This window comes from Blastococcus sp. SYSU DS0619, from assembly GCF_054051035.1.
In genome coordinates this window covers 29,897-50,663 of record NZ_JBJHAM010000024.1, presented here as the reverse complement: position 1 = coordinate 50,663, position 20,767 = coordinate 29,897, and the positions used below count along the sequence as shown (strand labels likewise).

The following is a 20,767-nucleotide window of genomic DNA, read 5'->3' as shown; positions in this document are numbered from 1 at the left end:
GCGACGGCACGGCCGACATCGCGGTCTTCCGCCCCTCCACCGGCCAGTGGTTCGTCGAAGGCGGCGCCACCACCTACTGGGGCGGCACCGGCGACATCGCCGTCCCGGCCGACTACGACGGCGACGGTGCGGCCGACATCGCGGTCTTCCGCCCCTCCACCGGCCAGTGGTTCGTCGAAGGCGGCGCCACCACCTACTGGGGCGGCGAGGAGGACCTCGCGCTGACCCGCAGCCTGGGCGCCCGGCAGGCGACCAGGTCCGCCCCGGTCGGCGACACCGAGGCCCCGGCCGCGCCGGCCGACGTCAGCACCGTGCTGGGCGACAGCTCGGTCACGGTCACCTGGGCGCCCTCCGCCGAGGGCGACCTCGCCGGCTACGACGTCCAGCGCACCGCCGACGGCGGCGAGCCGGTCGAGCTGACCGACGCGCTGGTCGAGGGCACCTCCTTCACCGACGACACCGCGACGATCGGGACCCGGTACTCCTACACGGTCACCGCGACCGACACCGCGGACAACACCTCGGCCGCCTCGGCCGCCGCCGTCGCCACCCCGGTGGACGCCGACGTCGTCGTGGCCGCCGACGGCTCCGCGGACGCCACGACCGTGCAGGCCGGCGTCGACCTGGTGCCGAACAACGCCGACCACCGCGCCGACCCGAGGCTGGTGCTGGTCCAGCCGGGCACCTACGAGGGCCTGGTGACCTCGGGCAACCGCTACGGCGTCACGATCATGGGTGCGACGACCGACCCCGCCGACACGGTCCTCACCGCCGCCGACGCGGCGAACCCGACCGTCTCGCTGTCCGGCCACGAGTGGTCGCTGCTGAACCTGACGGTGGCCAACACGAACGGCACCGGGGTCACCGGCGCCCAGGCCACCGCGCTGAAGGTGAACTCCGGCGACAAGGACGTGTTCGACAACGTCGCCTTCCTCGGCAACAAGCAGACCCTGCAGCTGCAGACGGCGAACACCACGACCTACAGCCGGCTCTACTTCTCCAACGCCTACGTCGAGGGTGGGCAGGACATCATCCTGGGCCGCGCCGTCGCGGTGTTCGAGGACAGCACCGTCCACGTGCTCGACCAGCCCGGCGCGAGCATCACCGACTCGTCGATCAGCTCGGAGCACCCCTACGGCTTCCTGATCACCGACAGCGAGATCGTCACCGACGGCAGCGGCATCTACCTCGGCCGCCCCTACCCGGCGAGCACCGCCTCCCAGGCGCAGGTGACGATCCGCGGCACCGAGCTCGGTGCGGGGATCAACACCACCCAGCCCTGGAAGGACTGGAACGCGACTACCCCGTGGACCGCCGCCCGGTTCTCCGAGTACCAGAACACCGGGCCCGGCGCGACGATCAACGCCAACCGCCCGCAGCTGACCGACGAGCAGGCGCCGCAGTACACGAAGGCGGCCTACCTCGCGGGCAGCGACGGCTGGAACCCGACCGGGCAGACCCTGCCGGGCGACCCGGTGGACGTCACCCCGCCGGCCACCCCCGCGGGCGTCACCGCCACCGGTACCGACGGCGCGGTCGAGCTGACCTGGACGGAGAACGGCGAGGCCGACCTGGCCGGCTACGACCTGTACCGCTCGACCACCTCGCCGGTCGCGCTGACCGCCGAGAACCTGGTCGGCGAGGGCTTCGTCGGCGCCGGTTACACCGACCGCGGCGTGATCAGCGGTACCGAGTACCACTACGTCCTCGTCGCGGTCGACCAGGCCGGTAACGCCTCGCCCGCCTCTGCCGAGGTCACGGCGACGCCGACCGGTGAGGTCCTGCCGCCGCACGACGTGCTGGTGGCCCAGGACGGCACCGGCGACTACGCCACCGTGCAGGCCGCGATCGACGCCGCCGGCGCGGCCGGCTCGGCCGCCGACCCGGTGGTCATCGCCATCAAGCCCGGCACCTACCGCGAGCTGGTGCGCATCGAGCAGGACTGGATCAGCCTGCTCGGCACCACCGGGACCGCCACCGACGTCGTCCTCACCTACGACAACGCGGCCGGCACCACCAACCCGGCCACCGGCTCCGCCTACGGGACGGGCAACAGCCAGAGCGTGCTGATCAAGGGCGACGACGTCACCGTCAGCGACCTGACCATCGAGAACGCCTTCGACGAGGCGGCCGCGACCTTCACCAACAAGCAGGCGGTCGCGCTGCACACCACCGGTGACCGGCTGGTCTTCACCGACGTGCGGGTGCTGGGCAACCAGGACACCCTGCTGGTCAACTCCCCCGACGCCGGCGACGTCTCCCGGTCCTACTTCGTGGACAGCTACATCGAGGGCGACGTCGACTTCATCTTCGGTCGCGGGACGGCGGTGTTCGACCAGAGCACCATCCACGCCCTGTCGCGGGGCAGCAGCTCCAACAACGGCTACCTCACCGCGGCCAGCACCGCCGACACCAACCCCTACGGCATCCTGATCACCGACAGCACGGTGACCAGCGACGCCCCCGCCGGCACCTTCCACCTGGGCCGTCCGTGGCGCGGGTGGAGCGACGGCTACGTCGACAACGGCCAGGTGCACAACTCGCGCGGCCAGGTGACCATCCGGGACACCGAGCTGCCGGCCGCGATCGACACCGTGCAGCCGTGGGTGGACATGTCCCCCAACGCCTGGACCGACGGCCGCTTCTCCGAGTACGAGAACACCGGCGCCGGCGCCACGGTCAACGCCAACCGGCCGCAGCTGACCGCCGCCGAGGCCGCCGACCGCACCGCGTGGGACTACCTGGCCGGCTCCGACGGCTGGAACCCCATCGGCGAGCCGGAGCCCGACCACGGCGACGTCACCGCCCCGGCCGCTCCGGCCGGGCTGACCGCCACCGCCGGGACCGACGCCACCACGCTGTCCTGGACAGCGAGCGGCGAGGCCGACGTGGCCGGCTACCGGGTCTACCGGGCCACCGGTGACACGGTCGAGGCCACCGCGGCGAACCTGCTCACCACCGAGCTGCTGACCACGCCGGGCTACACCGACGGCGCGGTCGCGCCGGGTGTCGGCTACGCCTACGCGGTCACCGCGGTGGACACCGCCGGCAACGAGTCGGCGCCGTCCGACCCGGTGGCGGTGACCTCCGCCGGTCAGCCGCTGCCCGAGCACGACCTGCTGGTCGCGCAGGACGGCTCCGGTGACTTCACCACGGTCCAGGCCGCCGTCGACGCGGCCGGCACCACCGGCACCGCGGCCGACCCGGTCGTGATCGCCATCCGGCCCGGGACCTACCGCGAGGTGGTCACCATGTCGCGCAGCTACGTGACCCTGGTCGGGACCACCGGGAACGCCACGGACGTCGTGATCACCTACGACAACGCGGCGGGCACGCCCAAGCCCGACGGCTCCGGCACCTACGGCAGCTCGGGCAGTGCCAGCGTGCTGATCAAGGGCAGCGACATCACCGTCCGGGACCTGACGTTCGAGAACTCCTTCGACGAGGCGTCCTCGACGCTGACCAGCCAGCAGGCACTGGCGGTCAAGACCCAGGGCGACCGGCTGGTGTTCGACAACGTCCGGTTCCTCGGCGACCAGGACACCCTGATGGTCGACTCGCCCGGCAAGGGCGTGCAGGCCCGGTCCTACTTCGTGGACAGCTACGTCGAGGGCGACGTGGACTTCATCTTCGGCCGGGGCACCGCGGTGTTCGACCGGAGCACGATCTTCGCCTCCAGCCGCGGGAGCAGCTCGAACAACGGCTACCTGACGGCCAGCAGCATCGACATCTCGCTGCCCTACGGGATCCTGATCACCGACAGCGTGGTCGAGAGCGACGCGCCGGCCGGGACGTTCTACCTGGGGCGGCCCTGGCACCCCAGCGGTGACGTGAACGCCATCGCGCAGGTCGTCATCCGCGACACCGTGCTGCCCGCGGCGATCAAGTCCGCGCCGTGGACGGACATGAGCGGCTTCTCGTGGGAGGACGCCCGGTTCTTCGAGTACCAGAACACCGGCCCGGGCGCCGGGGTCAACGCCAGCCGTCCGCAGCTGACGGCGGCGCAGGCCGAGCAGTACACCAAGTGGGACTACCTGGCCGGCAACGACGGCTGGAACCCCACCGGCGAGGAGGAGCCGCCGCCGTCGGACACCACCGCGCCGGCCGCGCCGACCGCCCTCACCGCCGAGGTGGCGCCGGGTGCGGTGACGCTGGACTGGGCCGACAACGCCGAGGCCGACGTCGCCGGGTACGTCGTGTACCGCGCACTCAGCGAGAGCGGCACCTACGCCCGCCTCACCGGTGACCCGATCACCGCCTCGACCTACCTGGACAACACCGTCCCGGTCGGCTCGACCGGCTACTACCGGGTGACCGCGGTCGACGTCACGGGCAACGAGTCCGCGGCGACGACGGCGAGCGCGACGGTGACCGAGGGCAGCGGGGAGACCCGCCCGCTCAACGTCTTCGTCATCGGTGACTCGACCGCCTCGGTCTACCAGTCCAACGAGGCGCCGCGGACCGGCTGGGGCCAGGCCCTCGGCCTGTTCACCACCGAGAACGCCACGGTGATCGACTACGCCAAGTCCGGGGCCAGCTCGAAGGACTACTACGACAGCGGCCTGTTCGACCGGACGCTGGCGGAGATCCAGCCGGGTGACTACCTGCTCATCTCGTTCGGCCACAACGACGAGAAGGACGACGACCCGACCCGGTACACCGATCCCTACGGCACCTACCAGGAGTACCTGCAGCGGTACATCGACGGTGCCCGGGCGGCCGGGGCCACCCCGGTCCTGGTGACGCCGGTGGAGCGCCGCCGGTTCGACTCCGCGGGGGTCGCCAAGACCACGCACGGGGAGTACCCGGCCGCGATGCGGGCGCTGGCCGCCGAGCAGGGCGTGGCGCTGGTCGACCTGACCGAGATGAGCATCGACCTGTGGAACGAGCTGGGTCCGGAGGGGACGACGGACTACTTCCTCCACGTCGAGCCGGGCGAGTACCCGAACTACCCCGACGGTCGCTACGACGACACCCACTTCCAGGCGAAGGGAGCGATCGAGCTGGCTCGGATCATCGCCACGTCGCTGGCGGAGCAGGGCGTGCTGCCCGCGGGTGGCGACTACTTCCAGCGGCTGGACGACGAGGTCGCCGACAGCGAGATCGTCTGGCCGGCGAAGCGGCCGATCTGATGGGCGACCTGACGACGTCGGCCCAGGTCATCGACCTGGGCCGGGAACGGATCGAGCGGCGCCGGCCGGCCGCGCCCGAAGCGGCGGCCGGACCGCTCGACGCCTCGGTGGAGGTCGCGGCTCACCTGGCGCGCGTGCACGATGCCGGCCACCCGGCCGTCAGCGTCTCCTGGCTGAACCACCACAGCGCCCTCGCCGTGGTGGACCGGTCGCCGCACGTGCTGCAGCAGCTGACCTACCTCGGGGTCGACGGGCTGCTGCTGCGCCGGGTCCTCGGCACCGAGGTGCCCCGGACGAGCGCCGACGCGGTGATCCCGCCGCTGCTCGCGCGGCTGACGGCCCCGCGGGTGGCGATCGTCGGCGGAACGCCCGAGTCCCTCGCCGGCGCCTGCCGCGCCGTCGCGGCGCTGCTGCCGCCGGGAGGCCGGATCGTCGGCGCCCGGGACGGCTTCGCCGGGGTGCCCGAGGGGCGGGAGCTGGACGACTGGCTCGCGGCGGTCCGGCCGACCGTCGTGCTGGCCGGGCTGGGCGCGCCGCACCAGGACGCGTTCGTGCTCGAGGTGGCCCGCCGGATGCCGTCCGGGCTCGCCCTCACCTGCGGCGGGTTCCTCGACCAGGTGCAGCAGGACGGCTACTACCCGGCCTGGGCGTACCCGCTCAAGCTGAACTGGCTGGTGCGGCTGGCCCGGGAGCCGCGGCGCCTGTGGCGGCGCTACACGGTCGAGGCCGTGGCCGCCCTACGCGCACGGGGCCGGCTCCGCCGGCACGTGCTGCCCGTGCCGGCGCTCGGCCGGCTGCAGCACCTCGCGTTCCCGGCCGGCGGCCGGCACCGCGACGCCGTCTCCTGACGCTGAACCCGCCGCCCGTCGACGGGCGGCGGGTTCACCGCGTGACGGAACGGCCCTCGCCCTCGCCGACCTGCTGGCCGGCCTCGCGGGCGGCCATCCGCTCGCGCTGCGGCACCACGGTGTACTTCGGGTCGCGGGCGCTGGCCATGCCGGCGTCGAAGACGCCGAACCGGGTGAGCAGCGACCCGGCCGCCAGCAGCACGCCCGACGCGACCGCGCCCACCCGCGTCCGCCCGGCGACGGCGGTCAGCCCGGCCCCCGCGGCGGTGCACGTCTTCGCCGCCCGCATCAGCGTCCCGGCCCGGCCCTCGTGGTACGGCTCGCTGACGATGCCGTGGTCGTTCTCCACCTTGTGCATCGCGGCCAGCTCGATGGTGGCCCCGGCGATCGCCATCTTCCGCGACGGCCCCGCCTGGTCCACCGGCGTGAACATCATCGTCAGCCCGCCGCCGGCCGCCATCGCCGAGCCGGCGAAGACGAACGGCAGCTGCTTGTGCGGCGCGTGCCACGACGGGACGGCCGTGTTGGCCAGCAGCACCGCCGTGTAGGTGGCCATCGGGCCACCGAACAGCGCGGAGACCACGCCGCCGAAGCGCTTCAGCCGCGGGAACCAGCCGAGCAGCTCCACCGCCGCCGTCGCGCCGGCCGCCGCGCTGAACGGCGACAGGATGTAGGTGCCCACCGACAGCGGTGACGTCGGCTTGAACACCCGCAGCATGTGCAGGAACCGCTCGGGCCGGCCGAGGTCGTGGATCAGGAACCCGACGGAGGCGATCGAGCCGCCACCGGCGACCAGCCGGCCCACCCGGGTCAGGTCCGGCCGGTCGGTCAGGTCGGCCACCGCGGCCAGGATCGCCGAGGAGCCGGCCGCGCCGCCGAGGAACAGGTACAGCGGGACGTCGGGGGTCTTCCACACCGGCGGCTTGATGATCGGCCGCCCGTAGTAGGACGTGAACTCGACGTCGTCGACCATCGCCTGCTCGGCCGAGCGACGCCGCCGGCCACCGCCCTTGCGGTGGCGCTTCGGGGGCTTGCGCTCACCCGGGCCGTCCGCCCGCCGCCAGCCGGCACCGGGCGTGGTGATCCCCTCGGTCATCGCTACCGCTTCCGTGAGCCGAGGACGGCCGAGACCGCCACGCCGATGATCAACGCCGCGCCCTGGGCGGCGGCCTTCCACATCGCCGGCACGTCCCGGGTGGTCACCACCGGGTCCGGCGGCAGGCCGTAGACCTCCGGCTCGTCGAGCAGCAGGAAGAACGCCCCGGCACCGCCGACGCCGTCGTTCTCGTCCCGGCCGTAGAGCCGGGCGGTCTCCACGCCCTGCTCCTTGAGCGTCGCCAGCCGCGCGTCGGCCCGGGCCTGGAGCTCGTCCAGGTCACCGAACTGGATCGACTGCGTCGGGCACGCCGTGGCGCAGGCCGGCTGCAGCCCGTCGGTGAGCCGGTCGTAGCACATCGTGCACTTGAAGACCCGGCCGTCGTCCTTGCGCTGGTCGATCACGCCGTACGGGCAGGCGGGCACGCAGTAGCCGCAGCCGTTGCAGATGTCGCCCTGCACGACGACGGTGCCGAACTCGGTGCGGAACAGCGCCCCGGTCGGGCAGACGTCGAGGCATCCGGCGTGCGTGCAGTGCTTGCAGACGTCGGAGGACATCAGCCAGCGGATCTGCTTGTCCGCGCCGGACTGCCCGGTCTGCGGGTCGAACTCGCTCAGGGCCTCGGCGTTGAGCACGCTGCTCTGCTGCGCGTCGGCCAGGCTGACGCCGTCCCCGGACGTCATCGGCGACGGCCCGCTGCCCTGGCGGTCGTCACCCGGGCGGCCGAACGTCGGCATCGGCAGGTCGACGGTGCGGGTCTGCTCGACGAAGGCCACGTGCCGCCACGAGTTGGCGCCCAGCATGCCGGTGTTGTCGTAGCTCATGCCGGACATGCCCATGGCGTCGCGCACGCCGTGCGAGTCGTCCATCGGGAGCGTGTTCCACTCCTTGCAGGCCACCTCGCACGCCTTGCAGCCGATGCACACCGAGGTGTCGGTGAAGAAGCCGACCCGGGCGGGGTGCTCCTCGACGTAGCCGGCGTCGGCCGACACGTCGGGCAGCGGCCCGAACAGCCGGTTGCTCGGATCCTTGCCGGAGAGCCCTGGGCTCGCCGAGCTGATGGAGGTCATGCCGGCCTCTCGTCGTGCGTGCGGCGGACAGCGTCCTGGCTCACCGTTCCGGGTCCTGGCTCACGACCGGTGCTGAGCCAGGACCCGGAACGATCAGGTGACCTGATCATCGAGAACCACCCGCCGGTCACTGGGTCGACCCCTCGCCCGCCGCGGCCTCGACCGGGTCGCGGCCGTTCACGCCCACCCGGCCCGACGCCACCCCGGCGCGGCGCCGGTAGGACTCCACGAACTCCAGCAGCTCCGTCCCGCGGGGACGGCGCCCGGGGACGATGTCGGCGGTGGAGACCTTGTCCTCCTGGATGTGCGTGTTGGCGTCGAGCGCGATGCCCAGCAGGTCGTTCGCGGAGTCGCCGGTGGAGAGCCCGCTGTAGGACCAGTGGTACGGCATCCCGATCTGGTGCACGACCCGGCCGTCGCGCAGCCTGATCGGCCGCACCCGCTCGGTGACCAGGACCTTCGCCTCGATCGCCGAGCGCGCGCTGACCAGCGTCGCGTACTCGTTGTGGGCGAGCCCCCGCAGCGCCGCCAGCTCCGGGCTCACCTCGACGAAGAACTCGGGCTGCAGCTCGGACAGGTAGGGCAGCGTGCGGCTCATCCCGCCGGCGGTGTGGTGCTCGGTGAGCCGGTAGGTGGTCACCTGGAACGGGAAGACCTCGCTGCGCGAGGGGTTCTCCCGGTTCCACGGCCCGTCGATCCGCTCCACCGTGGGGCTGGCCTGCGTGCCGTAGAAGGCGTTCTCGACGACGGACTCCACCGGCTCGTAGTGCGTCGGCAGCGGACCGTCGACCAGCCCGGCCGGCGCGTACAGCCAGGCCTTGCCGTCGCCCTGCATGACGAACGGGTCGTTGCCGGCCAGCGCGTCCTGCGCCCTGGCGCCCTCCGGCGGCACGTAGTCCGGGCGCTTGTTCTTCTCGAAGTCGGGCACGTCCACGCCGGTCCACTCGCCGGCGGCCTCGTCCCACCAGACGTACTTCTTGCGCTCGCTCCACGGCTTGCCGTCGGGGTCGGCCGAGGCGCGGTTGTAGAGCATCCGGCGGTTGAGCGGCCAGGCCCAGCCCCACTCGGACGCGACGGTGCCCTGCTCCGCGCCGGGCTTGCGGCGCGCGGCCTGGTTGACCCCGTCGGCGTAGACGCCGGTGTAGATCCAGCAGCCGCCCGACGTCGAGCCGTCGTCCTTCATCTGCATGTAGGAGTTCAGCAGCTCGCCGTCGGGACCGAAACCGTTGATCTCGCGCAGCACGGCGCCGGCGTCCGGGTCCTGGGTCTCCCCGTGCAGCGGGTAGTCCCAGGTCATCCGCAGCAGCGCCTGGTCGCGCGGGTCGGTCGAGTCAGCCAGCCGCTCGCGCAGGATGCGGCCCAGGTGGAAGTAGAACCACAGGTCGCTGCGGGCGTCGTTCGGCGGCTCGACCGCCTTGTGCCGCCACTGCAGCAGCCGCTGGGTCTGGGTGAAGGTGCCTTCCTTCTCCACGTGCGTGGCCGCGGGCATGAAGAAGACCTCGGTGCCGATCGTGTCGGGGGCCAGCTCCCCCGTCTCGATCTCCGGGCCCTCCTTCCAGAAGGTCGCCGACTCGATCATCTGCAGGTCGCGGACGACCAGCCAGTCGAGGTTGGCCAGGCCGAACCGGTTCATCCGGCCGTTGGGGTGCCCGACCGAGGGGTTCTCGCCGACGAGGAAGTAGCCCGAGACCTTCCCCTCGATCATGTCGGCGATCGTCCGGTAGGAGCTGTGGTCGCCGTTGATCTTGGGCAGCCAGTCGAACCCGAAGTCGTTCTCCGGCTGCGCGGCGTCGCCGAACCAGGCCTTGAGCAGGCTGACCATGTAGTCACGCTTGTTGCCCCAGAACCCGGCCTTGCCGGCGGCGTCGGCGCAGTACTCGTCCAGCGTCGAGTGCTGCATCGCGTGCGGCATCGGCAGGTAGCCGGGCAGCAGGTTGAACAGCGTCGGGACGTCGGTGGAGCCCTGGATGCTGGCGTGCCCGCGCAGCGCCAGGATGCCGCCGCCGGGACGGCCGATGTTGCCCAGCAGCGTCTGCAGGATCGACGCCGTCCGGATGTACTGCGCGCCGACGCTGTGCTGCGTCCAGCCCACCGAGTACACCCACGCCGTCGTCCGGTCGCGGCCGCTGTTGCTGGTGACCCACTTCGCCACCTGCTCGAACACCGCCGGCTCGATGCCGCAGACCTCGGACACCATCTCCGGCGTGTAGCGGTCGAAGTGCCGCTTGAGCACCTGGAACACCGACCGCGGGTGCTGCAGGGTCTCGTCCCGCTTGGGCTTGGACGGGATCGGCGGGCCGCCGCTGCCGGCCGCCTGCCCCTGGTCGGACTCCCGGACGGCGGGGGCGTCGTCGAGCTGCTCCTGCTGCGCGGCCTCGGCCGGGTCGTCGGCGCTGGCCTCCGGCCGGTTCTCCGGCTCGTACGCCCAGCTGTCCTCGTCGTACATCCGGTTCTCGGCGTCGTACCCGGAGAACAGGCCGTCGAGGTCCTCGGCGTCGACGAACTCCTCACCGACGAGGGCGGCGGCGTTCGTGTACGCGACCACGTAGTCGCGGAAGTAGAGGTCGTTGTCCAGGACGTACTTGATCAGCCCGCCGAGGAACGCGATGTCCGTGCCGATGCGCAGCGGCACGTGCAGGTCGGCCACCGCGCTGGTGCGGGTGAACCGCGGGTCGATGTGGATGACCTTGGCGCCCCGCGCCTTGGCCTCCATCACCCACTGGAAGCCCACCGGATGGCACTCGGCCATGTTCGAGCCCTCGATGACGATGCAGTCGGCGTTCGAGAGGTCTTCCAGGAAGTTCGTGGCACCGCCACGACCGAACGAGGCACCCAGACCGGGCACCGTCGAAGAGTGCTATATGCGGGCCTGGTTCTCGATCTGGATCGCGCCCATGGCGCTGTAGAGCTTCTTCATGAGGTAGTTCTCCTCGTTGTCGAGGGTCGCCCCTCCGAGGCTCGCTATCCCCATCGTGCGGTTGACGCGGTGACCGGCGTCCTCGTCCTGCCAGCCCTTGCGGCGGGCCTCCAGGACGCGGTCGGCGATCATCTCCATCGCCGTGTCGAGCTCCAGGTCCTCCCACTCCGTCCCGAACGGACGGCGGTACCTGACCGTGGTGGTGCGGGACGGGCTGGTGACCAGCTGCTTGCTCGCGCTGCCCTTGGGGCAGAGCCGGCCGCGGTTGATCGGCGAGTCCGGGTCGCCCTCGATCTGGACGATCTGCTCGTCCTTCACGTACACGTTCTGCGCGCAGCCCACGGCGCAGTACGGGCACACGCTCTTGACGACGCGATCGGCGGTCGCGGTGCGGGACACGACGGCCTCGGTCGCCTTGCTGCGGGCGGCCGTGCCGCGCCCCAGCGGGTCCGAGCCGGTCAGCTGCCGGTACACCGGCCAGCTCTCGAGCCAGGTCTTCACCCGCGTCACTCTGCCACCAGCTCCGCGGTGCGGCGCGCTGACAGGCCCGCGATGCGGATCCGGACCGTCCGCGAGGGCGCGCAGACGCCGGACGGGCGGGTACCGGGCCCCCCGTGGGCCCGGTCCCCGCCCGCCGGCGGCGCAGGGTCAGCGCGCGGCGCCGTCCCGCTGGGTCGCGGTGAAGGTGAAGGTCAGCGCGCTGGACTGCCGGCGCAGCTCGTCACCCGCCGTCGCGGGGAAGGAGACGGTGGTCAGCAGGTGGTCGACGCCGCCCGGGGCCAGGCTGGCGGCCCCGGAGAGCGCCTCCTGCATGACGATCGGGCCGGCGTAGAAGTCGGTGACGTCGCCGGCGCAGGTGTAGCCGCTGCCGGCCACCGTCCACGCCTCGGAGCACGACTGGATGCGCATCTGCAGCCCGTTGACCCGGTCGGTGTCCAGCGGGCTGGACCGCCGCGCCACCGAGCCGAACGTGACCGTCGCGAGCGGCACGTCGCCGTCGTTCACCAGGTCGAAAGGCACCTGCTCGACGTCGCCCGGGAGCATCGTCCCGCCGGTGAACGGCACGCTGGCCGTGCCGGCGGCGGCGGTCAGGCCGATCGAGAGCACGCCGGTGCCCACCTCGGTGTCCACGCTGTCGCTCCCGCTGAACCCGCCGAAGGTGCCGAGGCCGGCCACCGCGCCCGCGGCGGCGACGACGGCCAGCGTGCCCACGACCTTCGCGGCGGTGCCCGGGTGGGCGATGGCGGTGCTGGTACGGCTGGTCACGGTGCTGCCTCCCCTGCTGCCCGGGTGGCACGTCCATCCCGCGGCAGCACCGACCCTGCGCGCGCAACCGCAGGGCCGGCTGCAGCGATCCGCAAGAAAGCCGCAGGAAGGTGCCGTGCAGCGATCGGCGTCAGCCGCGGGGCGGGGCCTCGGCGTCCGGGCGCCGGGCGGGCATGGCGGCGAGCGCGACCAGCGCGAGGACGGCGACCGCCCAGCCCGCCAGGACGAGCAGGTCACCGGAGTGCAGCCCGTGGCCCCGGGTCACGGTGACGAGCACCCGCCCCTCGTTGCGGTACTCGCCGGTGACCAGCAGGAGGGCGAAACCGGTGACGACCGCTCCGGCGACGAGAGCGCACAGCCAGCGGACCATCGGCCAACCTTAGTCGCGTGCCGCGGCTCCGGGCCCGGCCTCACGACCCCGTGGCCGCCAGAGGCTCGACGAGCGGCGCGATCCGGTCGGCGAGGAACCGGTGGCCCTCCTCGGTGGGTGCGTCGGTGCCGGCGTCGACCAGCCCGGGTCCGGTCAGCCACAGCTCGGCGAGCGGATCGGTGAAGGGCACGCCGGCGGCCTCCGCGGCGGCCGACACCGCGTCCCGGTCGGTGATCACGTAGCCGGGTGGCGGCGTGGTCGGCCACGCCGGGCCGATGGCCAGCAGCTCCGCCTCCGGGGACGCCGCGCGCGCGGCCGCGAAGGTCGCCTCCGCGGCGGCCTGGACGTCGGCCGCGGCCGCGTTGTCGTCCCGCGAGCCGGCGAAGACGACCACGTCCCAGTCGCCGCCCGCCGCCTCGGCCAGCTGGGCGAAGGTCTGACCGCCGGGCGGCGTGCGCAGGTACCCGCTGCCGTCGGCGGCGGCGACCCGCAGCTCCACCGGGGGCCCGTCGGCGGCGAGCTGCTCGGCCACCAGCTGCGGCCAGCCGACGGCCCCCTCGGGCACCGCGGTGGTCCCGTCTCCCACGACCAGGACGCGCAGCTCCCCGGCGGCCGCCGGGGCGTCGACCGACCCGCCCGACGACGCCGGGGAGGAGAACCCGGGCGGCGGCGGCCGGTTGGCCAGCAGGTAGGCCATCGCGGCGAGCGCGACCACGCCCAGCGCCATCACGACCCACGCCCAGCGCGGCGCCGGCGGCAGTCCCCGCACCATGCCGCGGGACGGTACGCGCGGAACCGGGTGCGGGGCGATCGTTCAGCCGCGGTCGGGGAGGGAGCTGCCCGCCGGCCGGGCCCCGCCGGGCGCCGGCCCGCGATCCGCGGCCGGCGCCCGGTCGCCGGCCGCGAGCCGGGCGGCCTGCGCCCGGCGCTGCGCGGAACGGCGCAGCAGCACCTGCGCCTGGGTGGCGTCGTCGGTGCGCCGGGCCCGCTCCGCCAGGACGTCGGCGGTCTCGAGCAGCAGCGCCACCCGTCGTCGCTCCGCGCCCTGTGCGCTCGGGAGGGGCAACCGGTCGGGCAGCTGACCTGTGGTCATGCCCCGCATCGTGGGGGCTCCCCCGACGCACCGCGACTCGGCGCCGCGCGACCCCTGGACCGACGACGTCGCCCGCCGTCCCCACCGCCCGGCCGCCGGGTCCGCAGGCGGCCGGGAACGGTCCTGTGACGGCCGGGTGAACAGCAGGGTGGCACGCTGGTGCGGGCGTCCCGGCTGGTCGACAGTGGGCCCGTGAGACCTGACGCCCGCGCCTGGTTCGCCGACCGCACCACCACCGCGCGCTCCCTCGCGGAGATCGATACCGACGCGCTGCTGCACGCCAAGCGCCGCGGCGGTCACCGGGTCAGCGTCGTCCTCCCCGCGCGCAACGAGGAAGCCACCGTCGGCCGGCTCGTCGCCGACCTGCACGAGCGCTGGGTGCGCCGGGTGCCGCTGGTCGACGAGCTCCTCGTCGTGGACTCCGACAGCACCGACGCCACCGCCGCCGTCGCCCGGGCCGCCGGCGCCGACGTCGTCGCCACCACCGACGTGCTCCCCGGCCACGGCACCCGCCGCGGCAAGGGCGAGGCGCTCTGGAAGTCGCTGGCCGCCACCACCGGCGACCTCGTCGTCTTCCTCGACGCCGACCTGCTCGGCGACGTCGCCCACTACGTGCCCGGGCTGCTCGGCCCGCTGCTCGCCGATCCGCAGGTCGACTACGTCAAGGGCTGCTACACCCGCCCGCTGGCGGTCGGCGACGCCGTGGTGCCCGCCGGCGGCGGCCGGGTCACCGAGCTGACGGCCCGCCCGCTGCTCAACGCCCTGTGGCCGGAGCTCGCCGGCTTCGTCCAGCCGCTGGGCGGCGAGTACGCCGGGCGGCGCTCGGCCCTCGAGGATGTGCCGTTCGTCTCCGCCTACGGCGTCGAGGTGGGCCTGCTCGTCGACCTGCTGCGACGGGGCGGGTTGTCCTCGCTGGCCCAGGTCGACCTCGGGGAGCGCCGGCACACCTCGCAGACCGTGGAGGCGCTCGGCGCGATGGCCGGGCAGGTGGTCGCGACCGTGCTCGCCCGGGCGGCGTCCGGGCACGAGCCGAGCGGCCTGCTCACCCAGTTCCGGCACGACGGCGCGGGCTTCGTGCCCCGGACCAGCGCCGTCGCCGTCGACGAGCGCCCGCCGATGGCAACCGTGCCGGAGTACCGCGCCCGGCTGGCCGGGTAGCCGCCACCCCCTCGGTCGCGGGCCCCACCGCGGACGGGGAGGATCCCCGCGTGCCGCTCGACCGCCCCGCCGCATCCACCCCGTCCCCGCGCCGGTGAACGCCCCCGAGGTGGTCGCCCACCGCGGGTCCACCGCGGAGGCGCCCGAGCACACGCTGGCGGCGTACCGGCACGCCACCGTCGTCGGTGCCGACGCGGTGGAGGTCGACGTCCGGATGACCCGTGACGGCGTCCTCGTCTGCGTCCACGACCGGCGGGTCCGGCACACCTCGAACGGCCGCGGCGTCGTCTCCGCCCTGCGCCTCGCCGAGCTGGAGCAGTTCCGGTTCGGCGCCCGGCGCGGCCGGCTGGATCGGTGGAAGGACGACACGATCACCGCGATCACCGACGAGCCCGACGTCGAGAACGGCCTGGTGCTGACCCTCGACCGGCTGCTCGAGTTCGCCACGGCCACACCCGGTTCCGTCCGGCTCGCCTTCGAGACCAAGCACCCGACCCGGCACACCAACCGCGTGGAGCAGGAGCTGGTGCGGTTGCTGCGCCGCTACGGGCTCCTGCACGGCGACCGGCCGGCGCAGTGGGCCGGCCGGCCGGCGTTCCGGGTGATGAGCTTCTCCCAGCTCGCCGTGCGGCGGACCCACGCGCTGGCCCCCGGCGTCCCGACCGTGCAGCTCATCGGCAAGCGGCTGCGCCCGCTGCGCACCGAGCTCCTGGGAGGCGGGATGGACGCCGTCGGCCCGGGGCTGGCGCTGCTGCGAGCCGACCCGGGATACGTGGCGCAGGCGCACGCCGCAGGTAAGGAGGTGCACGTGTGGACGGCGAACTCGGCCGCCGACATCGACTTCCTGGTCTCGCTCGGCGTCGACGCGATGATCACCGACCGCCCGGACGAGGCGCTGCGCCGCCTCGGCCGCCTGCCCTGACCCGCTCGTCAGCGGCAGGGCCCGGTCAGGCGGAGAGGTCGAGGCGGTCCAGCGCCGCGGCCAGGTCGCCCGGGGTGTCGAAGACGTCGAGCGCGCCGGCGCCGCGCAGCTCGTCGTCCCCGAAGCCCCCGGACCGCACGACCAGCGCCGGCATCCCGGCCTTCTTCGCCGCCTCGACGTCGAAGACCGAGTCGCCGACCATCACGCTCGGCGCATCCGCGGGCTCACCCAGCTTCTTCAGCGCCACCTCGAGCAGGTCGGGGGCGGGCTTGCTCGACTCGACATCGTCGCTGGTGGTCCAGGCCTCGGCGAGGTCCCGCAACTGGAGCAGGTCGAGCGCGTGGTCGACGTGCTTGGCCTTGCCGGAGCTGGCCAGCACCACCCGGTGACCGCGCTCGCGGAAGGCCTGGACCAGCTCCCGGGCACCGGGCAGCGGCGCCACCTCGTCGATCACCCGGTCGAACTCCTCGGTCCAGCGCTCGCGGGCCTGGTCGCCGATCCGCGCCTCGACGTCGTCCCCACCGAGCGCGGCGGGGAGCCGGTCGCCACCCATGCCGATCAGCCGGTGGATCCGCCAGATCGGGAAGGTCTCCCCCAGCGACCGCAGGGCCCGGTACCAGGCCAGGGCGTGCTGGTAGTTGGTGTCGACGAGGGTGCCGTCGACGTCGAGGACGGCGATGCGCGGGGAGCTCATGCGCCGGGGCTGCCCACTCGGCACGCTCCCCAACCGACCGTCACGCTCCCCGCCCCCTTGAGGCATAGGAACCTTTGCCTACGGTCCCGGAGGCGAATACGTAGGCAAAGCTTCCTATGCCTGGGAGGGGGCGGGGCGGGTCAGTCGGCGTGGACGAGGAGGCCGCGGACGGTCTCGCCGGCCGCCTGGTCGCGGTAGCCCTGGTTCACCTCGTCCAGCGCGTACCGGCGGGTGATCAGCCGGTCGAGCTCGAGCCGGCCCTCCTCGTGCATCCGGAGCAGCCGCGGGATGTCGGTGAACGGGTTGCAGGAGCCGAACATCGAGCCCTGCACACGGTTCTCGAAGACGGTGGTCAGCTGGCCGTTGAGCGTGGCCCGGCCCTCGTCGGGGCGGTCGGCGAGCGCGGTCAGCACCAGGGTGCCGCCCTTGCCCAGGCAGCCGGACGCCGCCTTGTAGACCTCGCCGGACATCTTCCCCACCGTGACGACGACGACGTCGGCGCCGGTGCCGCGGGACAGCTCCCGGGCCAGGGCCGCCGCCTCCCCGGCGTCGGCGACCGTGCGGGTGGCACCCAGCGACTCGGCGAACTCCCGCTTCATGGCCACCGGGTCGACGCCGATCACGTGCAGCGCCCCGGCGTGCACCGCGCCCTGCACGGCGTTGACGCCCACCCCGCCGAGGCCGACGACGACCACGGTGTCACCGGGGCGCACGCCGCCGGAGTAGACCGCCGAGCCCCAGCCGGTCGGCACGCTGCAGGCGACCAGCGCGGCGGTGTCCAGCGGCAGCCAGGGGTCGATCCGCACGCAGGAGAACTCGCTGAGCAGGGTGTGCCGCGCGAAGGCGCCGATCATGCAGAACCCGCCCAGCGGCTCGCCGTCGAGCCGGTAGGGGAAGGTGCCGGTGGGGAGCTGCCCGGTGGCGATCGTCGCGCCCTTGTCGCACAGGTTGGACCGGCCCGAGGCGCAGTACCGGCAGTGCCCGCAGGCGGGCAGGAAGCTGGTGACGACGTGGTCGCCCGGGGCCACGCCGGTCACGCCGGCACCGACGGCCTGGACGACGCCGGAGCCCTCGTGCCCGCCGACGATGGGGTACCGCCCGCCGGGGTTCGCGTGCCGCAGGTGCTCGTCGGAGTGGCACAGCCCCGCGTAGGCCATCTCGACCAGCACCTCGCCCGGCCCGGGGTCGAGGACCTCCAGCTCGACGATCTCGTACTCGGTCTCCGGCTCGCGCAGTACCGCAGCTCTCGTCCGCACCGGGCGGCTCCTCCTCGCAGTCGTGGTGGGCGCGCCGACGGCATCCGGAGCCGGGCGCACCGCGGGCCATCGTGCCTGGTCACCCCGGACCCCCCGCGCAGGCCCCCGGCCTGGTGGCGCGCGGGACATACCGGTCGGTCGGTTATGCACGGCAATCGCCGCGTCCGGTGCCTAAGCTCTGCACCGTGGGGGAGCCGACCGACCGCCGGGCGCGGAAGAAGGCGCAGACGCGGGAGCACGTGCGCGCCGTGGCGCGGCAGCTCTTCGACGACCGCGGGTTCGACGCGGTCACGATCGCCGACATCGCCCGGCAGGCCGATGTCGCGGTGCAGACCGTGTTCAACCACTTCCCGACCAAGGAAGAGCTGTTCTTCGACGGCCGGACCCCGTGGGTGTCCGGCCCGGCCGACGCGGTCCGCGGCCGGAGGTCCACCGACTGCCCGCTGTCGGCCCTGACCGACTACCTGACCGGCTTCGTGCGGGACCGGATCAGCGCCCTGCAGGAGGCCGATCTGCAGGCCTACGTGCGCACGCTCGAGGCCTCGGGCTCGTTGCGGGTGCACGAGCGCGAGCTGGTCTTCGAGAGCGAGCGGCGGCTGACCGACGCGCTGCGCGAGGCGTGGACCACCGACGACCGTGCCGATCCCGGCCCCACCCCGCACGACCCGGCCACCGCGGCAGCGGTCACCGCCGCCATGTGGCTCTCGGCCGTCCGGGCGCTGATGGTCCGGCACCGGCCGCTGGTGACCGCGGGGGCGGACGCCGCGCGGGCCGCCGCCGAGCTCGGGCACCTCGCCGAGGGGTTGCTGCGCGGGCTCGCCGGCTCCGCCGAGCACCTGCTGGAGCGCCCGGCCACGGCGGTCGTGCCCGATGTGGAGCGGCTGGCCTCCCGGCGCGCCGGCTGAGCGCCCGGGCCGGCCCGCGGAGATCCGCTCGCGACCGGCCCTCCCCCGGGCCTCGGCAGCTCAGGCGGCGACGGTCTGCCCGACCGGCCGCAGCAGCGGGACGAGCACCTCGTCGACGACGAACCCCACCTGGTCGGGGGTCAGCGGCTCGGGCATCCGGTAGCGCTGCCACCAGAAGGCCTCGAGGACCGAGGTCAGCAGCCGCAGCCGATCCAGCCGGACGTCCTCACCCCGGCGCGCGGCGCGCTCGCCGAGCTCCTGGACGGCCGCCGCCAGCGGGCGGACCAGCGCCTCGTCGAGCCCGGCCCGCAGCTCCTCGTCGTGCCGCGCCGCACCCACCAGACTCGCCACCGCCCGTTCCTCGCGGTTGAGCGGCTGCGACCAGCGCTCGGTGAGCAGCCCCATCAGGTCCGCCCGCAGGGAGCCGGCGTCCTCGGGGAGCACCACCAGCTGGAAGCGGCTCACGGCCGCGCGGGCGAGCGCAGCCATCGTGGGCCACCGGCGGTAGATACCGGCCTTGCCCGCCCGGGCGCGGGCGGCGATCCGGTCGCTGTTCAGCCGTCCCCATCCCTCGTCGGCCAGGATGTCGACAGCCACGGTGAGCAGCTGCTCCGACAGCTCCGCACTGAGCGGGCGTCCCGGCGTGCCGCTCATGACGCCGTTCCGTTCCGGCTTCTCGTATGCACGAGATCATCCTGGCTGGTCGGTGGGGCGACCACAACGATCTGATGGCATCAAGTCACAGTTAACTTTTCGGCCGTCCGGCCGTAGCCGCCCTGCTCAGGCGCCTGCGGCGCTCTCGACGTGCACCTGGAGGGAGGCTCCGTCCTCGGACAACCAGCCCTTGCTCCGGGCGCCGGCGACCATCGCGTCCCACCGCGTCAGCCAGTCCCCGTCGCCCGCCCGCGGCTCCGCGGCGGCGCGCAGCGCGGCCACGTCCAGGAACGCGGTCTCGGCGTCCCGCAGGCGGCCCAGCCCGGAGCGCTCGAGCGCCTCGGCGGCCTCATCGTCGGTGACCGCACCCAGGGCCAGGTGCAGCCGCCCCAGGTCGTCGATGTCGACCACCCGCGCCTCCGGACGCTCGTCGGCGCCCGTCACCACCTCGACGATCACTTGGGTCCTCCTCGTGTCAGACGTGCTCGTGTCAGACGTGCCAGGGGAAGCGGGTGAAATCGGGGTCGCGCTTCTCGAGGAAGGCGTCCCGGCCCTCGACGGCCTCCTCGGCCATGTAGGCCAGCCGGGTGGTCTCGCCGGCGAACAGCTGCTGGCCGACCAGGCCGTCGTCGATCAGGTTGAACGAGTACTTGAGCATCCGCTGGGCGGTGGGGCTCTTGGCGACGATCTTCTTCCCCCACTCCAGCGCGGTGGCCTCGAGCTCCGCATGGGGGACGACGCGGTTGACCATGCCCATCGCGTGCGCGTCCTGCGCGGTGTACTCCTCGCCCAGGAAGAAGATCTCGCGGGCGAACTTCTGGCCGACCTGCCGGGCCAGGTACGCCGAGCCGAACCCGCCGTCGAAGCTGCCGACGTCGGCGTCGGTCTGCTTGAACCGGGCGTGCTCGGCGCTGGCCAGCGTGAGGTCGGAGACGACGTGCAGGCTGTGCCCGCCACCGGCGGCCCACCCGGGGACGACGCAGAGGACCACCTTCGGCATGAAGCGGATCAGCCGCTGCGCCTCGAGGATGTGCAGCCGCCCGCTGCTGCCCTGGCTGTGCTCGTACCCGTACTTCCCACGGACCCGTTGGTCCCCGCCCGAGCAGAACGCCCAGCCGCCGTCCTTCGGGCTCGGCCCGTTGCCGGTGAGGATCACGCAGCCGACGTCGGTGGACAGCCGGGCGTGCTCCAGCGCGGTGATCAGCTCGTCGACGCTCTGCGGCCGGAAGGCGTTGCGCACCTCGGGCCGGTCGAAGGCGATGCGGACGACGCCGGCGTCGACCGCGCGGTGGTAGGTGATGTCGGAGAAGTCGAACCCGTCGACCGGCTGCCACGCGGAGCTGTCGAAGATCTCGGAGACGTCGTCGCGCGCGGTCATGGACCGAA

General features: G+C 73.5%; 16 protein-coding genes and 1 pseudogene. 5 read left to right on the top strand and 12 right to left on the bottom strand.

The features are described 5' to 3' along the window. A partial coding sequence (locus ACI79T_RS18940; protein ID WP_456611648.1) for a pectinesterase family protein occupies window positions 1-5,132 on the top strand: 5,132 nt, incomplete at its 5' end. Next, entirely contained in the window at window positions 5,132-5,980 is an 849-nt protein-coding gene (locus ACI79T_RS18935) for a WecB/TagA/CpsF family glycosyltransferase (RefSeq protein ID WP_456611647.1), read from the top strand. The genes ACI79T_RS18940 and ACI79T_RS18935, both read left to right, overlap by 1 nt. A 34-nt stretch (window positions 5,981-6,014) precedes the next feature. Here ACI79T_RS18935 and nrfD read toward each other — a convergent pair whose 3' ends face one another. From nrfD to ACI79T_RS18900, 7 genes and pseudogenes are all read right to left on the bottom strand, one after another. Continuing rightward, window positions 6,015-7,076: an NrfD/PsrC family molybdoenzyme membrane anchor subunit gene (nrfD, locus tag ACI79T_RS18930; protein ID WP_456611646.1), complete on the bottom strand. Its 1,062-nt coding sequence runs from the start codon at window positions 7,074-7,076 to the stop codon at window positions 6,015-6,017. 2 nt (window positions 7,077-7,078) lie between these two features. Further along, complete coding sequence (locus ACI79T_RS18925) at window positions 7,079-8,146, bottom strand: 4Fe-4S dicluster domain-containing protein (protein ID WP_456611645.1); 1,068 nt, start codon at window positions 8,144-8,146, stop codon at window positions 7,079-7,081. Window positions 8,147-8,273: 127 nt separating this feature from the next. Then, window positions 8,274-11,564: pseudogene (fdh, locus tag ACI79T_RS18920) on the bottom strand (formate dehydrogenase). Window positions 11,565-11,711: 147 nt separating this feature from the next. Then, window positions 11,712-12,329 (bottom strand): hypothetical protein, encoded by a 618-nt coding sequence (locus ACI79T_RS18915; protein WP_456611644.1) that lies wholly within the window; start codon window positions 12,327-12,329, stop codon window positions 11,712-11,714. A 130-nt stretch (window positions 12,330-12,459) separates the two neighbouring features. Further along, complete coding sequence (locus ACI79T_RS18910; RefSeq protein WP_456611643.1) at window positions 12,460-12,699, bottom strand: hypothetical protein; 240 nt, start codon at window positions 12,697-12,699, stop codon at window positions 12,460-12,462. 40 nt (window positions 12,700-12,739) lie between these two features. Next, a complete protein-coding gene (locus tag ACI79T_RS18905; protein WP_456611642.1) occupies window positions 12,740-13,471 on the bottom strand; it encodes a hypothetical protein in 732 nt (243 codons plus the stop codon). Between the two features lie 42 nt (window positions 13,472-13,513). Then, entirely contained in the window at window positions 13,514-13,792 is a 279-nt protein-coding gene (locus ACI79T_RS18900; protein ID WP_456611641.1) for a hypothetical protein, read from the bottom strand. 192 nt (window positions 13,793-13,984) lie between these two features. On the opposite strand from ACI79T_RS18900, the gene ACI79T_RS18895 reads away from it, so the two are divergent. Together ACI79T_RS18895 and ACI79T_RS18890 are read left to right on the top strand one after the other, a co-directional pair. Next, window positions 13,985-14,950, top strand: a complete 966-nt coding sequence (locus ACI79T_RS18895) for a glucosyl-3-phosphoglycerate synthase (RefSeq protein ID WP_456611640.1) — start codon at window positions 13,985-13,987, stop codon at window positions 14,948-14,950. Window positions 14,951-15,044: 94 nt separating this feature from the next. After that, window positions 15,045-15,872 carry a glycerophosphodiester phosphodiesterase gene (locus ACI79T_RS18890; RefSeq protein ID WP_456611639.1) on the top strand — a complete coding sequence of 276 codons (828 nt, stop codon included), beginning with the start codon at window positions 15,045-15,047 and terminating at the stop codon, window positions 15,870-15,872. Window positions 15,873-15,897: 25 nt separating this feature from the next. On the opposite strand, the gene ACI79T_RS18885 is transcribed toward ACI79T_RS18890, so the two are convergent. Next, a complete protein-coding gene (locus ACI79T_RS18885; protein WP_456611638.1) occupies window positions 15,898-16,566 on the bottom strand; it encodes an HAD family hydrolase in 669 nt (222 codons plus the stop codon). A gap of 140 nt (window positions 16,567-16,706) precedes the next feature. Continuing rightward, window positions 16,707-17,822 carry an NDMA-dependent alcohol dehydrogenase gene (locus ACI79T_RS18880; RefSeq protein WP_456611637.1) on the bottom strand — a complete coding sequence of 372 codons (1,116 nt, stop codon included), beginning with the start codon at window positions 17,820-17,822 and terminating at the stop codon, window positions 16,707-16,709. A gap of 185 nt (window positions 17,823-18,007) precedes the next feature. Between ACI79T_RS18880 and ACI79T_RS18875 the strand changes: the two genes are divergently transcribed. Next, window positions 18,008-18,727 (top strand): TetR/AcrR family transcriptional regulator, encoded by a 720-nt coding sequence (locus ACI79T_RS18875; protein WP_456611636.1) that lies wholly within the window; start codon window positions 18,008-18,010, stop codon window positions 18,725-18,727. Window positions 18,728-18,787: 60 nt separating this feature from the next. Here the strand turns inward: ACI79T_RS18875 and ACI79T_RS18870 are convergent, their stop codons facing one another. The 3 genes from ACI79T_RS18870 to ACI79T_RS18860 form a co-directional block, all read right to left on the bottom strand. Next, on the bottom strand, window positions 18,788-19,381 hold the full coding sequence (locus ACI79T_RS18870; protein WP_456611635.1) for a TetR-like C-terminal domain-containing protein: 594 nt from the start codon (window positions 19,379-19,381) through the stop codon (window positions 18,788-18,790). 126 nt (window positions 19,382-19,507) lie between these two features. Then, window positions 19,508-19,840, bottom strand: coding sequence for a hypothetical protein (locus ACI79T_RS18865; protein ID WP_456611634.1), 333 nt, complete (start codon window positions 19,838-19,840; stop codon window positions 19,508-19,510). Between the two features lie 31 nt (window positions 19,841-19,871). Continuing rightward, window positions 19,872-20,759: a 1,4-dihydroxy-2-naphthoyl-CoA synthase gene (locus ACI79T_RS18860; protein ID WP_456611633.1), complete on the bottom strand. Its 888-nt coding sequence runs from the start codon at window positions 20,757-20,759 to the stop codon at window positions 19,872-19,874. Window positions 20,760-20,767: the final 8 nt, after the last annotated feature.